The 13,577-nt window shown below is 67.5% G+C and carries 11 protein-coding genes; 8 read left to right on the top strand and 3 right to left on the bottom strand.

Translation table 11 applies throughout. The features are described from left to right. Positions 1-20: 20 nt before the first annotated feature. Entirely contained in the window at positions 21-2,291 is a 2,271-nt protein-coding gene (locus tag KR541_RS01245) for an NADP-dependent malic enzyme (RefSeq protein ID WP_124556851.1), read from the bottom strand. A 459-nt stretch (positions 2,292-2,750) separates the two neighbouring features. Between KR541_RS01245 and KR541_RS01240 the strand changes: the two genes are divergently transcribed. From KR541_RS01240 to KR541_RS01210, 7 genes are all read left to right on the top strand, one after another. Further along, entirely contained in the window at positions 2,751-3,437 is a 687-nt protein-coding gene (locus KR541_RS01240) for an orotate phosphoribosyltransferase (protein WP_011546659.1), read from the top strand. 239 nt (positions 3,438-3,676) lie between these two features. Further along, positions 3,677-4,273: a YbhB/YbcL family Raf kinase inhibitor-like protein gene (locus KR541_RS01235; RefSeq protein ID WP_050011860.1), complete on the top strand. Its 597-nt coding sequence runs from the start codon at positions 3,677-3,679 to the stop codon at positions 4,271-4,273. A 216-nt stretch (positions 4,274-4,489) separates the two neighbouring features. Then, complete coding sequence (locus KR541_RS01230) at positions 4,490-5,062, top strand: flavodoxin family protein (protein ID WP_011546661.1); 573 nt, start codon at positions 4,490-4,492, stop codon at positions 5,060-5,062. A 178-nt stretch (positions 5,063-5,240) separates the two neighbouring features. Next, positions 5,241-6,191, top strand: coding sequence for an N-acetyl-gamma-glutamyl-phosphate reductase (argC, locus tag KR541_RS01225; protein ID WP_089466425.1), 951 nt, complete (start codon positions 5,241-5,243; stop codon positions 6,189-6,191). A gap of 434 nt (positions 6,192-6,625) precedes the next feature. Then, entirely contained in the window at positions 6,626-8,047 is a 1,422-nt protein-coding gene (locus KR541_RS01220; RefSeq protein WP_089488060.1) for a DUF2957 domain-containing protein, read from the top strand. A gap of 147 nt (positions 8,048-8,194) precedes the next feature. Further along, the gene (locus KR541_RS01215; protein ID WP_050011856.1) at positions 8,195-9,436 is read left to right on the top strand and encodes a DUF2957 domain-containing protein; all 1,242 of its coding nucleotides are present in this window, start codon (positions 8,195-8,197) and stop codon (positions 9,434-9,436) included. An 18-nt stretch (positions 9,437-9,454) separates the two neighbouring features. After that, a complete protein-coding gene (locus tag KR541_RS01210; RefSeq protein WP_089488059.1) occupies positions 9,455-10,288 on the top strand; it encodes an OmpW/AlkL family protein in 834 nt (277 codons plus the stop codon). A 190-nt stretch (positions 10,289-10,478) separates the two neighbouring features. Here KR541_RS01210 and KR541_RS01205 read toward each other — a convergent pair whose 3' ends face one another. Further along, positions 10,479-11,408 (bottom strand): LysR family transcriptional regulator, encoded by a 930-nt coding sequence (locus tag KR541_RS01205; RefSeq protein ID WP_216089318.1) that lies wholly within the window; start codon positions 11,406-11,408, stop codon positions 10,479-10,481. Between the two features lie 94 nt (positions 11,409-11,502). On the opposite strand from KR541_RS01205, the gene KR541_RS01200 reads away from it, so the two are divergent. Next, positions 11,503-12,792: an MFS transporter gene (locus tag KR541_RS01200; RefSeq protein WP_216089317.1), complete on the top strand. Its 1,290-nt coding sequence runs from the start codon at positions 11,503-11,505 to the stop codon at positions 12,790-12,792. Positions 12,793-12,880: 88 nt separating this feature from the next. On the opposite strand, the gene KR541_RS01195 is transcribed toward KR541_RS01200, so the two are convergent. After that, entirely contained in the window at positions 12,881-13,519 is a 639-nt protein-coding gene (locus KR541_RS01195) for a LysE family translocator (RefSeq protein WP_050011852.1), read from the bottom strand. Positions 13,520-13,577: the final 58 nt, after the last annotated feature.

Raw genomic sequence — 13,577 nt, 5'->3', positions numbered from 1 at the left:
CGGCACACGCGAGCGTGGACTTACTTCGTGTTCACGTTCGCAGCGGCAACGGCCGTCATGTTGATGATCCGGCGCACGGTCGCGGCCGGCGTCAGGATGTGGACCGGCTTGGCCGCGCCGAGCAGGAACGGGCCGACCGTCACGCCTTCGCCGCCGACCATCTTCAGCAGGTTGTACGCGATGTTCGCCGCTTCGACGTTCGGCATGATCAGCAGGTTCGCCTCGCCCGACAGCGTCGTGCCCGGGAACGCCTGCTTGCGGATCAGTTCCGACAGCGCCGCGTCGCCGTGCATTTCACCGTCGACTTCGAGGTTCGGCGCACGTTCGACGATCAGCTTGCGGGCCTCGGCCATCCGGCGCGACGACGCCGACGGCGCACTGCCGAAGTTCGAGTTCGACAGCAGCGCGGCCTTCGGCGTGATGCCGAAGCGCTCGATCTCGGCCGCGGCCTGGATCGTCATGTCGGCGAGCTGGTCGGCGCTCGGCAACTCGTTCACGTACGTGTCGCACACGAACAGGTTGCGGCCCGGCAGCATCAGCAGGTTCATCGCGGCGAAGTGCTCGGCGCCCTTCGCGCGGCCCAGCACCTGCTCGATGAACTTCAGGTGGCTGTGGAACGTATCGATCATCCCGCAGATCATTCCGTCCGCATCGCCCAGGTGCACGAGCATCGCGCCGATCAGCGTGTTGAACTTGCGCATCGCGGCCTTCGCGACTTCCGGCGTCACGCCGTCGCGCGCGCCGATCTCCTGATACGCCTGCCAGTAGCGGTGGTAGCGCGCATCGTCTTCCGGATCGACGATTTCGAAATCGGTGCCGGCCTTCAGCTTCGAGCCGATCTTCGCGAGGCGCATGTCGACGACCGACGGACGGCCGATGATGATCGGCTTCGCGATCTTTTCCAGCAGCACGAACTGCGCGGCGCGCAGCACGCGCTCATCCTCGCCTTCGGCGAAAACGATGCGGGCCTCCTTCTGCTTCGCGGTCGCGAACACCGGACGCATCACCATGCCGGTGCGGTAGACGGTCGCGCCGAGCTGTTCGCGGTACGCGTCCATGTCCTGGATCGGGCGCGTGGCGACGCCCGAATCCATCGCGGCTTGCGCCACGGCCGGCGCGATCTTGATGATCAGGCGCGGGTCGAACGGCTTCGGAATCAGGTATTCCGGCCCGAACTCCAGCGAATGGCCTTCATACGCCTTCGCGACCTCCTCGCTCTGGTCGGTTTCCTGCGCCAGTTCGGCGATCGCGCGCACGCACGCGAGCTTCATTTCTTCCGTGATCGTCGTCGCGCCGACGTCGAGCGCGCCGCGGAAGATGAACGGGAAGCACAACACGTTGTTGACCTGGTTCGGGTAGTCCGAACGGCCGGTCGCGACGATCGCGTCCGGGCGCACGGCCTTCGCGTCTTCCGGGCGGATTTCCGGTTCCGGGTTCGCGAGCGCCAGGATCAGCGGGCGCTCGCCCATCGTCTTGACCATGTCCTGCTTCAGCACGCCCGCGCTCGAGCAGCCGAGGAACACGTCGGCGCCGACGATCGCATCGGCGAGCGAGCGCGCGTCGGTGTTCGCCGCATAGCGCTGCTTCGACGGATCGAGGTTGCCGCGCCCTTCGTAGATCACGCCCTTCGAATCGGCGACGAGGATGTTCGTCTTCGTGAGGCCGAGGTTCACCAGCAGGTCCAGACACGCGATCGCGGCCGCGCCGGCGCCCGAACACACGAGCTTCACTTCCGACAGCTTCTTGCCGACGACCTTCAGGCCGTTCAGGATCGCGGCCGATGCGATGATCGCGGTGCCGTGCTGGTCGTCGTGGAAGACGGGGATCTTCATGCGCTCGCGCAGTTTCTGCTCGATGTAGAAGCACTCCGGCGCCTTGATGTCCTCGAGATTGATGCCGCCGAGCGTCGGCTCGAGCATCGCGATCGCCTCGACGAGCTTGTCGGGGTCGGACTCCGAGAGTTCGATGTCGAACACGTCGATGCCCGCGAATTTCTTGAAGAGGCAGCCCTTGCCTTCCATCACCGGCTTCGCGGCGAGCGGGCCGATGTTGCCGAGGCCGAGCACGGCCGTGCCGTTCGTGATGACGCCGACGAGGTTGCCGCGCGACGTGTACTTCTGCGCGTCGAGCGGATCGGCGTGGATCGCCTCGCACGCGGCGGCGACGCCCGGCGAATACGCGAGCGACAGATCGAGCTGGTTCGACAGCGGCTTGGTCGGGGTGACCGAAATCTTGCCGGGTTTCGGGTTCAGGTGATAAGCGAGAGCGGCCTGCTTCAGTTGTTCGTCCATGATTGACCTGCGAGAGACATGCGAAATATTGACGACTCAGTACACCGCACCTTCGGCCGCGTCTGCCTGAATCGAGGGGATGGTCGACTGCGAGACGGCCCGCGACGCGCCGGATGGGCACGCCAACGAACCTTGGCGGGTGGCAAGAGGAAAGTACAAAGTACTGAACGATTTCTTAGGGTCGCCTAGTGTACACCCCCTAAATGACCTCCGTTGGTGCACCGCCGCATCCCCGGCGTCCGTGTCGGACTGGTCGTGCCCCGTTTGTTTCGCCGGTGGCGAGCGGCGCGGCGGCGCGCGCGAATTCCGCCGAAAACCGGCCTGAATCGGGTAAAATAGCGGGCTACGCGCGCAGCGATGCGATTGGTCCGCCAATCGCGCCCCGGCCCTTCGGGCAGGTTCCCCTTGCTGCGCCATCGGGCCCGCGCCCGCTCCTCGCTCATCACCCAAGGAATGCCCATGACAGGCTACGATCGTCAGTCGATCTCGGATACGACCGCCAAAATCCTGCTCGAAGTGCAGGCGGTGCACTTCAATGCCGAAAAACCGTTCATCTTCACGTCCGGCTGGGCAAGCCCCGTCTATATCGACTGCCGCAAGCTGATCTCGTATCCGCGCGTGCGCCGTGCGCTGATGGAAATGGCGGAAACGACGATCACGCGCGACATCGGCTTCGAGCAGATCGATGCGGTGGCGGGCGGCGAGACGGCCGGCATCCCGTTCGCGGCATGGATCGCGGACCGGATGATGGTGCCGATGCAGTACGTGCGCAAGAAGCCGAAGGGTTTCGGCCGCAACGCGCAGATCGAAGGCCATCTCGAGGAAGGCTCGCGCGTGCTGCTGGTGGAAGACCTGACGACCGACAGCCGCAGCAAGATCAACTTCGTCAACGCGCTGCGCACCGCGGGCGCGACGGTGAACCACTGCTTCGTGCTGTTCCACTACGACATCTTCAAGGAAAGCGTGTCGGTCCTGAAGGACATCGACGTCGACCTGCACGCGCTCGCCACGTGGTGGGACGTGCTGCGCGTCGCGAAGGCGTCGGGCTACTTCGAGACGAAGACGCTCGACGAAGTCGAGAAATTCCTGCACGCACCGGCCGAATGGTCGGCCGCGCACGGCGGCGCGACGGCCCCGAAGGAATGACGCCACGCCGGCGCACGCGCCGGCACACTGGCTGAAGAGCCGCCTGCTTCATCGCAGGCGGTTTTTTTTCGTCTGCCGACTAGCGCGCTGACCGATCGCGATCGCGGGCGCCGGTGTGCGTCGCTCATCGAACCCTAATGCTAGACTTGACCCATCGCCGCCCTCAGCGGCGCGGGCAACACACAACGCCAACAATGCCGGGCGCCGCGGCCCGGCCCACGTGACGGGAGAAACGCCATATGCGTGTGGATCGCCGGATCACTCCGCCTGCGCCATCGGGCCGCCCGTCTGCGTTCCGCCTCCCCGCCCTCCTGTGCGCTGCCGTTTTCGCGGCGCTGCCCGCGCATGCGGAAGGCCCGTTCACCGTGACGAGCGACGACCTGACGCCCGGCGCCCGCGTGCGGGCCGCGAACGTGTTCGACCGCGGCGACTGCAAGGGCGCGAACCGCTCGCCGCAACTCGCGTGGCGCAACCCGCCGCCCGGCACGCGCGGCTACGCTGTCACGGTCTTCGATCCCGATGCGCCCGGGCATGGCTGGTGGCACTGGGCCGTCGCGGGCATTCCGGCGACCGTCACGAGCCTGCCGGCCGACGCGAGCGCATCCGGCTTCCTGCGCCGCATCGGCGCGAGCGAGGCACGCAACGACTACGGGATCGACGGCTACGGCGGCCCGTGCCCGCCGCCCGGCAAGCCGCATCGCTACGTGATCACCGTCTACGCGCTCAAAGGCACCGACCTGCGCATTTCGCAGGGCCGCCCGGCGCCGATGTTCGAGCACGAGATCGGCACGCTCGCGATCGGCACCGCGCAACTCACGGTCACTTACGGCCAGTAGCCGCACGGCGTCTCGCCTGGCAGTGGCGCCGCGATTGCAGACCGCCGCGAATTTCGGTGCGCCGCACGCGCACGTTGTCTCGTCATTTCGGCTTGCTAGACTCGTCGTCACCGGTCGCGGCATCCCCTGCCGCGCGACCGTCGCGCCGCCTGCCGGCGACGCGTGACGCGGCGAGCCGGCGGCCCGCCGTTCCTGTCCCTTTCCGGAGAACGCTTCATGTCGAACATCGTCATCGTCTATCACAGCGGCTACGGTCACACGCAGAAGCTGGCCGAAGCCGTGCACGCCGGCGCGCAGGACGCGGGTGCGAACGTGCGCCTGATCGCCGTCGGCGACCTCGACGACGCAGGCTGGGCCGCGCTCGACGCGGCGGACGCGATCGTCTTCGGCGCGCCGACCTACATGGGCGGCCCGTCCGCGCAGTTCAAGCAATTCGCCGATGCCACGTCGAAAGCGTGGTTCACGCAGAAATGGAAGGACAAAATCGCCGCGGGCTTCACGAACTCCGCGACGATGAACGGCGACAAGTTCTCGACGATTCAATATTTCGTCACGCTGGCGATGCAGCATGGGATGGTGTGGGTCGGCACGAGCCTGATGCCGGCGAACTCGAAGGCGGCCACGCGCAACGACATCAACTATCTCGGCGGCTCGACGGGCCTGCTCGCGCAGTCGCCGGCCGATGCGACGCCCGACGAAGGGCCGCTGCCGGGCGACCTCGAGACCGGCAAGGCATTCGGCCGGCGCGTCGCCGAAGCGACCGCCCGCTGGGACGCCGGCGCCCGCTGAGCGCGCGCGTTCCCCGGCCCGCGCACGTACCGGCGGGCGTCAAAGGGACACGAAGATGGACGCGAAGACGGCCCGCCGGCCGTCTTTTTTCGCCCCGCGCGCTGCAGTGCCGCCGGATGACGTCTTAAAATGGCGGTTTCAGGGCGCCGCGGCTCCCGTTTCATTCAGTGAGAGCGAAATGAGCACCAAAGTTTTTGTCGACGGCCAGGAAGGCACGACGGGCCTCAAGATCTTCGAATATCTGTCGGCACGCAGCGACATCGAGATCCTGCGCATCGAGGAAGCGAAGCGCAAGGACGTCGACGAGCGCCGCCGCCTGATCAACGCGTCGGACGTCACGTTCCTGTGCCTGCCGGACGTCGCGTCGCGCGAATCCGCGTCGCTCGTCGAGAATCCGAACACCACGCTGATCGACGCGAGCACCGCGTTCCGCACCAGCGCCGACTGGGCGTACGGCCTGCCCGAGCTGACCCGCGCGCAGCGCGAGAAGATTCGCACGTCGAAGCGCATCGCGGTGCCCGGCTGCCACGCGTCGGCGTTCGTGCTCGCGATGCGGCCGCTCGTCGATGCGGGCATCGTCGCGCCGACGTTCGCCGCGCACAGCTACTCGATCACCGGCTACAGCGGCGGCGGCAAGTCGATGATCGCCGAGTACGAAAGCGCCGCGCCGGGCGGCAAGCTCGCGAGCCCGCGCCCGTACGCGCTCGGCCTCGCGCACAAGCACCTGCCGGAAATGGCCGCGCACACGGGCCTCGCGCACGCACCGATCTTCACGCCGATCGTCGGCCCGTTCCTGAAGGGCCTCGCGGTGACGACCTACTTCACGCCCGAGCAGCTCGCGAAGCGCGCGACGCCGCAGGACGTGCAGCGCGTGTTCGCCGAGTACTACGCGGACGAAGCGTTCGTGCGCGTCGCGCCGTTCGATGCGGACGCGAACCTCGACGGCGGCTTCTTCGACGTGCAGGCGAACAACGACACGAACCGCGTCGACCTGTTCGTGTTCGGCAACGCGGAGCGCTTCGTCACGGTCGCGCGCCTCGACAACCTCGGCAAGGGCGCATCGGGCGCCGCGATCCAGTGCATGAACCTCAACATCGGCGCGGCCGAGGACGCGGGCCTCAAACGCTGATTCAACATCGCATGCCATGCAAAGCCGGCCGTTGGCCGGCTTTTTATTTACCCGTATCAGGCAATATATAAAAACACCGCGCCGCGCATTTACAAATATTTACAAGCTTTCCATTGCGCGATTACAAGTGGATTAATTCGCCCCTTCCTTATCCAGTCAATCCCGAATAGGGATAAACCGGATACCCGTTGATTTAAACGCTGCCGTTATACGCCAGAAGGTGCTGCGAGAGCGTGCCGGGCGTCGCGCATCCCCCACTCCGGCAGCTTTCGGTAGCCCGTTCCGCGTTTAAATTCTTACCGTTTGCCTTATTGGGCAAGCATTCAATTCGCATATCCCGTTTCAATCGCCTTTTTTAGACGGGTTCATCAATTGACAGCAAAAACACAGGCAGCGACATTAGCTCGCACAATTAAACGATTGGAGACAGCGGCATGTCGCACACCTTATCGAAGGGGGTGGCAACGGCCTTTGCCATTGCCCCTTTCCTGGTTGCATGTGGTGGGGGGGACTCAGGCGGCGCGCTCGCGCCGATCAACGCGCCCCAATGTTCCGGCTCGAGCTGCGGCACGCAAGGGCAGCCGCCTTCGCAACCGATCAACGGCGCACTGTGCCCGGCCAACGCGGATATCGTGAAGAGCACGTATCTCGGCGGCGCGGGTAGCGGCGAGATCGTCAGCGTCAACATCGACGCGGTCGCGATGACGTACACGCTCAAGTGGCTCGAATCGCCGATCCCGTTGAAGACGGGCACCGTCACGCCGAGCCGCGTCGGCACGACGATCACCGGCAAGGTCATCCATCCGCCGACCGGCACGCTGCCGACCGCCGAGCAGACGCGCTGCGCGTTCGTCCTCACGCCGGGCACCGGCCCCGCGCCGGATGGCTCGACCTATTCGACGGCCGCCGACTTCAACCAGGCGAACCCGCCGATGCTGCTGGTCGGCATGGGCGTGGCGGGCGGCGGCATTCCGGGCGCGACGATCCAGTACGACGGGCTGACGATCATCCCGGGCGTCGTGCAGAACGTCGGCCAGGTGCCGAACCGTCACTTCGACTTCTATCCGTTCCTCGGCTTCGCAAACACGACGACCGATCTGTCAAAACTGCCGGGCACGTACAACGCGCTGCTCTACCACCTCGTGCCGTCGGGCAACTACGCGACGAAGGGCTCGACCTCGAGCGAGACGTTCGACGCGAACGGCGCGTGCACGTCGAGCGGGTCGGGTGGCTGCCAGACGACCGGCGATCCGTGGAAAACGAGCGCGAACGGCGGCTACTTCGACAGCGCCAAGGCACCGCAGACGCTGCCGCAGACGCAACTGCCGATCGTCGGCGCGACCGGCAAGTCGGCCACCGCGCACATGGTGATCGGCCAGCTCAACGGCGCGACGGTGCCGGTGATCGTGCGCACGGGCAACGTGAACCTCGGCACGCCGCCACTGCACCTCGATGCGCAGGTCGACGACGAATCGGGCATCGCGGTGCTCGGCGCGGCGACGGCGATCACGTCGGGCGCGATCGATGGCGGCTACGCGGGCGCGGACTCGAACTTCAAGTACACGGCCGCACTGATCCGCGGCGGCAACGCGTCGTTCATCAACCCGTCCACGCAGGCCGAGGAAGACGGCTTCACGCTCGACTACGGCCAGACGACACCGGGCCTGCTGAACGCGAAAACCGCCCCGCCGAGCGGCGCGAGCTACCCGTCCGCATCGGGCGTGGTGATCGCGACCGGCGGGCTATACGCGGCGCTGATCCAGGGCACGGTGAACGGCGGCGTCACGTCGACGTCGGCGAATTCGACGACGTCGTCGACCCCGTACTTCGGCGTGGGCGCGCAGATCAGCAAGTAGCGATCGGGGACGCGGCGGCCGGCCTGCCGCCGCGTGACGCAGGGAAGGCACGAAGGCGCCCGGCACGGCGCCAACAAGACGAGCACGACCAACAGAAGCGGCCGACAGGGAGCTGGCCGCCGCACAAGACAAATCTGGAGGAGCAACATGAAGCGCAACCTCATTCTGGCGGCGGCCTTTGCCGGCCCCCTTCTTTCCGCCTGCGGCGGCGGCAGCGACAACCCGCCGCCGCTCGTCGAAGAGCGGCTTTGCCCTGCCACGCTCGACTACAACACCGTGTTTACGGGCGGCGCGGGCAGCGGCGAACTCGCGAAGGTCCAGCTCGACACGACCAAGATGACCTGGCAGGTCACCTATGTCGAATCGGCGGTGCCGCAAAAGACCGGCACCGTCACGCCGACCCGCGCGGGCACCGTCGACAGCGGCACGCTCACGCAGGAAACGCTGCTGCCGACCAACAAGCTGAACCAGTGCGCGTTCCGCCTGAACGGCGCGAGCCTCGATGCGTCGCGTCCGGCGCGCATCTTCGTCGGCTTCGGCGTCGCGGGCGGCACGATTCCCGGCAAGGAGATCCAGTTCGACGGCGTGCTCGGCCAGGCCGCGGTGCCCGACACGAAATTCCCGTACTACCCGTTCATCGGGTTCTCGTCGATCGAAACCGACATCACGAAGGTCGCGGGTACGTACAGCCACATCGGCTTCGGCGAAGTGCCGTCGCAGAAATTCGGGCCGGCGTCGATCGACGCGAAAGTGACGATCAACGCGGACGGCACATGGACCAAGTGCGACACGACCGGCCAGTTCGCCGGCGGCGCGTGCACGCAGCAGGGCACGAACTTCGTGCAGTCGGCCGACGGCAGCGGCGCGTTCCAGTCGAACAACTACGCGAGCCAGCTGAAGCCGACGCTGTCGGCCACGCCGCAGGGCAAGGGCTTCATGGTCGTCGGCAAGCTGCGCAACCAGCTCGTGCCGATCCTCGTGCGCACGGGGGTCGCGAACCCGAACCCGACGCCGGACAGCAACGGCGTGCCGGGCCTGACCGCCGACGACGAATCGAGCATCTCGATCCTCGCGCCGCAGACGGCCGTCGCGGCCGGTTCGCAGAACGGCGAATACATCGGCGTCGACAGCCAGTTCGATTACCGGACCACCGCGCTGATCGACAAGCAGGCCACGCTGCTCGATCCGTTCCAGCCGTCGCAGGCGTCGCTCACGAGAGTGCTCGACCTGGACTACACGCAGAAGGTGCCGGGCACGGTCACGACGATCCATACGGGTTCGGGCAGCACGTCGCCGACCGGCAAGTTCATCTTCTCGGGCGGCGTGTTCGGTTTCCTCGACAACGCGGGATCGACGCCGTATTTCACGATCGGCGCATTCGTCCAGTAAGCGGAGGGGAAAGCCGTGATGAAGAAAACCCTTCTCTGCGCGGCGGCCGGCGCCGCCGCCGTGGCGCCGCTCGCCGCGCACGCGCAGAGCGCCGGCAGCAACGTCGTCACGCTGGGCTGGTTCCACATCATGCCGCAGCAGAGCAGCACGCCGATGACGACCAACGTCGCGCCGACGCCGATCAACACGCCGCTGCGGCTGCCGCCGTCGTTCACGTCGGCCGGCACCGGGCTGCACACGAGCGGCGCCGACACCGTCGGCCTGACGGTCAGCCACTTCCTGACCGACCATATCGCGGTCACGTCGGTGGCCGGCGTGCCGCCGGTGTTCAAGGTGTCGGGCCAGGGCACGATCAAGCCGCCGGGGCCGGCCGGCGCGCTCGGCACGCAGAACATCGGGCTGGCCTCGGTCAATCCGATCGTGAAGAGCGTACGGCAGTGGAGCCCGGCGGTGATCCTGCAGTACTACTTCGGGCAGGCGACCGCGAAATTCCGCCCGTTCCTCGGCCTCGGCGTGTCGTACAACTGGTTCAGCGACCTGCAGCTCAATACGAACTTCATCAAGCAGACGCAGGACAACCTCGGCGCGATCCTCGCGGCGGGCGCGGGCAAGCCGGGTACGACGTCGGTGGAGGCGAAGGCATCGTCGTCGTGGCAGCCGGTGTTCAACGCGGGCCTGCAGTACAACCTGACGGAACACTTCGGGCTGGTCGCGTCGGTGACCTACATCCCGCTGAAGACAACGTCGACGGTGACGATCAAGGCGGCGGACGGCTCGGTGCTCGCCGAGTCGAAATCGGACCTGAAGGCGGACCCGATCATCAGCTACGTCGGGATGACATACAAGTTCTGAGCGCGGCGGCCGTCGGCGAATGGAAATGGAGCGCTGCGACTCAATCGCAGGCAAAAAAAAGCCCGCCTGATCGGCGGGCTGAATCCATATCAGAGGAGACATGGAGGAGACAGGTGCAATCATATCGAATCGGTTTCCGCAATGCAACATTTCCGTAGAGAAAATAAGGATTTTCCCTCGAACGCGGCCTCTACTTGTCCGTCACGGCGCCTGACCCCTTTCCGCTCTCCCGCTCCAGCACCTCGCCCAGTGCGTCGCGCAGCAGCGCGACCGGCCGCATGAGGCGGCCCGGCAGCGTGCCGTGCACGATCCATACGTTGATCCGCGTTTCCAGCCCCGCCGTTTCCACCACCCTCAGCGCATCGCGATGCGCGCTGCGCGCCAGCGCGTTCGGCGGCGCGATGCCGATGCCGGCGCCGCGCGCGACGAGCGACAACTGCAGTTCCGAGCCGAATGCCTCGACCGCGACGTCGAACGGCAGCCCGGCCGCGCCGAGCGCGCGGCTCAGCGCCGAACGCATCCCACAGCCGTCCTGGCTCAGTACCCACGGAAAGCCCGACAGCGTGTCGAGCGACAGCGGGCCGTCCGGCAGCGGGAAATCGCGTGCGGCCACGAGCACCGTCGGCTGCGTGGCGAGCAGCGTCGCCGTCAATGCGTCTGGCAGCGCCGCGCTCGCGGGCACCATCACGGTCGCGACGTCGAGCGCACCGCGCTCGATGCCCTGCACCAGCGCGGGCGACCAGCCGGCCGTCACGCGCAGCGTGAGGCGCGGAAACGCGTCGCGCAGCCGGTCGATCGGCCGCTCCAGCGCGAGTTCGGACAGAAACGGCGGCACGCCGATGCGCAGCTCGCCCGACGGCTCGCTGTCCGGTGTGCCCGCCGCCATCAGTTCGTCGACCGCGCCGAGCACGTTGCGCGCGAGCGCGTAGACGTCGCGCCCGGCGGCGGTCGGCTTCAGCGGCTTGCTCTGCCGTTCGAGCAACGGCACGCCAAGCAGCGTTTCGAGGTTCTGCACGCGCCGCGTCAGGCCCGGCTGCGTCAGGTGGAGCTTCGCGGCCGCGGCGACCATCGACCCGCTGTCGACGACCGCGACGAACGCCTGGAGATCACGCGTATTCAAAACAAACTCGCATAATCATATTAGACATATTTCAATTGTCGCATAAAGATCGGACGCCTACGATGAGCGTTCCTTCGACTCCTCCTGGTTTGCAATGAACTGCCCTGCCAATCGTTGCTCCGCCCCCGTTTCTCCGACCGTCGCCGCGCCCGCGCCGCCTGCACTGAGCACCGGCATGACGCTGTTCTTCGCCGCGACGGTCGGCGTGATCGTGATGGACCTGTTCGCCGCGCAGCCGTTGACCGGCCCGATCAGCGCGGACCTGCACCTGCCGCCCGGCCTCGCGGGCCTCGTCGCGATGCTGCCGCAGCTCGGCTATGCGGCCGGGCTCGCGTTGCTCGTGCCGCTGGTCGACCTGCTCGAGAACCGCCGTTTGATCGTCGCGACGCTCGCCGTCTGCGCGGCCGCGCTCGCGCTGCCCGCCTTCACGCAGTCGGGCACCGTGTTCCTGCTCGCGACGCTCGCGGCCGGCGCCGCGTCGAGCGTGATCCAGATGCTCGTGCCGATGGCCGCGTCGATGGCGCCCGACGCGCAGCGCGGCCGCGCGGTCGGCAACGTGATGAGCGGGCTGATGCTCGGGATCCTGCTGTCGCGGCCGCTCGCGAGCCTGATCGCGGGGTCGGCAGGCTGGCGCGCGTTCTATCTGCTCGCCGCGCTCGCGAACGCGGCGATCGCGGTCGTGCTCGCGCTGCGCCTGCCGGCGCGCACGCCGTCGATCACGGCCAGTTACCGCGCGTTGCTCGCGTCGATGGGACGGCTGCTTGCCGACGAACCGGTGCTGCGCCGGCATGCGCTGTTGGCCGCGCTCGCGATGGCCGCGTTCAGCGCGTTCTGGACCGCCGTCGGGCTGCGGCTCGCGCAGCCGCCGTTCGCGCTCGATCTGCGCGGCATTGCGCTGTTCGCGTTCGCCGGCGCCAGCGGCGCGATCGTCACGCCGCTCGCCGGCCGCGCGGGCGACCGCGGCCACGGCCCGACCGCGCAACGGCTCGCGCACGGCACGATGCTCGCGGCGCTCGTCGTGCTCGGCATCACCGGCGCAGGCTGGTTCGGCTTCGATGCGCACGCGCATCGCGGCGTCGCGCTCGCGCTGCTGGCCGGCGGCGCGGCGCTGCTCGATGCGGGCGTGATCGTCGATCAGACGATCGGTCGCCGCGCGATCAACCTGCTGAACCCGGCCGCGCGCGGACGCCTGAACGGGCTGTTCGTCGGGCTGTTCTTCGTCGGCGGCGCGCTCGGCGCGGCGCTCGCGGGCAGCGCGTGGGCATGGGGCGGCTGGAGCGCGGTGTGTGGCGTCGGATTCGCGTTCGCCGGCGCGGCGACCGTGTTCGGGCTGGCGACCGGACGCGGGCCCGGCGCGGCGGCGCTGGATCGGCCGCGTGCGTGAGCACTCACGGTGAAGCGGCGCCCAAAAGCCGAACGCCCCACCCTCTTGCGAGAGATGGGGCATTCGGTACGCCGGGGTCGGCCGGGAATCAGTGACGGACCAGCGCCATCATCGCGCCGAAGCCGACGAACAGCCCGCCCGTCAGCCGGTTGAACACCTTCGCGACGCTCTGGCTCTTCAGCGTGGCGCCGATGCGCGTGCCGAACGCCGCGTAGACGAGATACCAGCTCACCTCGATCACCGCGAACGTGACGACGAGGATGCCGAACTGCGGCAGCGTCGGCTCGGCCGCGTTGATGAACTGCGGCAGCAGCGCGGCCGCGAACAGGATCGCCTTCGGGTTGCTGCCCGCGACCAGGAAGCCGTTGCGGAACAGCGCGACGCGCGATGTCGAGGCCGCTTGCGACGACACCGCATCGACGTCGGCCGCCGGCGCGTCGTCCACGCGCGCGCGCCACGCCTTCACGCCGAGATAGATCAGATAGGCTGCGCCCGCGAAGCGCAACGCATCGAACGTCGCCGGCCATGCTTCGAGCACCGCGCCGAGCCCGGCCGCGGAGACCGCGAGCATCAGCACCAGCGCGCTCAGGCAGCCGGCCATCGTCGCGGACGAGCGCCGCAGCCCGTGGCGCGCGCCGTGCGTCATCACGAGCAGCATGTTCGGGCCCGGAATCGCCGACACGACGAACACCGTCGCCACGAAAAGCCACCACGTATGCAAGTTCATGACTGCCTCTGCCTGAAATGAATGTAGGGAAAACGGACTGTCGATTATGCCGTGCGCA

This window comes from Burkholderia sola (assembly GCF_905400185.1).
Classification (GTDB): domain Bacteria; phylum Pseudomonadota; class Gammaproteobacteria; order Burkholderiales; family Burkholderiaceae; genus Burkholderia; species Burkholderia sola.
The sequence above is the reverse complement of the archived record's forward strand: the minus strand, read 5'-3'. Positions and strand labels throughout refer to the sequence as shown.

Coding starts and splice junctions, on each gene's coding strand:
- KR541_RS01245 (WP_124556851.1), bottom strand. CDS start 2,291: ATGGACGAACAACTGAAGCAGGCCGCTCTCGCTTATCACCTGAACCCG.
- KR541_RS01240 (WP_011546659.1), top strand. CDS start 2,751: ATGACAGGCTACGATCGTCAGTCGATCTCGGATACGACCGCCAAAATC.
- KR541_RS01235 (WP_050011860.1), top strand. CDS start 3,677: ATGCGTGTGGATCGCCGGATCACTCCGCCTGCGCCATCGGGCCGCCCG.
- KR541_RS01230 (WP_011546661.1), top strand. CDS start 4,490: ATGTCGAACATCGTCATCGTCTATCACAGCGGCTACGGTCACACGCAG.
- argC (WP_089466425.1), top strand. CDS start 5,241: ATGAGCACCAAAGTTTTTGTCGACGGCCAGGAAGGCACGACGGGCCTC.
- KR541_RS01220 (WP_089488060.1), top strand. CDS start 6,626: ATGTCGCACACCTTATCGAAGGGGGTGGCAACGGCCTTTGCCATTGCC.
- KR541_RS01215 (WP_050011856.1), top strand. CDS start 8,195: ATGAAGCGCAACCTCATTCTGGCGGCGGCCTTTGCCGGCCCCCTTCTT.
- KR541_RS01210 (WP_089488059.1), top strand. CDS start 9,455: ATGAAGAAAACCCTTCTCTGCGCGGCGGCCGGCGCCGCCGCCGTGGCG.
- KR541_RS01200 (WP_216089317.1), top strand. CDS start 11,503: ATGAACTGCCCTGCCAATCGTTGCTCCGCCCCCGTTTCTCCGACCGTC.
- KR541_RS01195 (WP_050011852.1), bottom strand. CDS start 13,519: ATGAACTTGCATACGTGGTGGCTTTTCGTGGCGACGGTGTTCGTCGTG.